The organism is Clavibacter lycopersici (assembly GCF_003576405.1).
Lineage (GTDB): Bacteria > Actinomycetota > Actinomycetes > Actinomycetales > Microbacteriaceae > Clavibacter > Clavibacter lycopersici.
Window position 1 is genome coordinate 1 of record NZ_QWGT01000463.1, and the last position, 823, is coordinate 823.

Consider the following 823-nt stretch of genomic DNA (forward strand, 5'->3'; position numbering starts at 1 on the left):
CGCGCGGGCGGTCCCGGCGGTCGTCCCCGCGCGCTCGCCCGGCAGCGGCCGCGGCTCGACGGTCCAGTGCTCGCGGCCGCCGAGGCCGACGGAGTCGAGGTCGGTCATCGCGCCATCTCCTCGGTGCGGGCGGCGCGCCAGGCGTCGGCGGGCCGGGTGTCGTCGTCGAGGACGACGGTGCGCCAGCCGGACTCGCGGAGGATCCGGACGGCCTCGCGGTCGTCGCGGCCGTCGACGCGGCCGGGATGCGCGAGGAACGCGACCGCGGGGCGGCACGCGGCGCCGAAGCCCGCGAGCCGGCGGGCCTCCTGCTCGTCGAGGTGGCCGAGGACGGCGTGGATCGGGACGGCGCGGCGGCTGCGGCGCAGGTCGGCCAGGGCCTCCTGCACGCCGTCGCGGTCGGGGTCGACGGCGGCGGGCCGCACGTCGGCGAGGTGGAGGAGCAGGTCGCCCTCCGCGGAGGCGTCGCCCGGGCGGGCGGAGACGGGCGCCTGCCGGGCGGATCCTGCGGCCGTCTCGATGAGGTGGACCGCGTACCCGCCGCGCTGCAGGTGCACGCCCACCGACGCCGCGAACGCGACCGCGCGCTCGAAGGCCCGGTCGCCGTCCCCGTCGTCGTCGGCGTGCAGGGGGAAGCCGGCGGCGCGCGTGTCGAGGAGCACGAGCGAACGCGGGCTCGACCGCTGCTCCTCCTGCCGCACCATGAGCTCGCCGTGCCGCGCGGTGGCGCGCCAGTGCACGCGGCGGAGCGGATCCCCGGCGCGGTACTCGCGCGTGCCGAGGTCGTCCTCGCCGCCGTCGGCGCGCCGCTGCACGCGCTCCG

General features: G+C 79.8%; 1 protein-coding gene. It reads right to left on the reverse strand.

Annotated elements, in window-relative coordinates; all coding sequences use genetic code 11:
- Positions 1 to 104: 104 nt before the first annotated feature.
- The coding region (locus DZG00_RS15955; RefSeq protein ID WP_147360088.1) for a DUF58 domain-containing protein at positions 105 to 823 on the reverse strand (719 nt) is incomplete at its 5' end.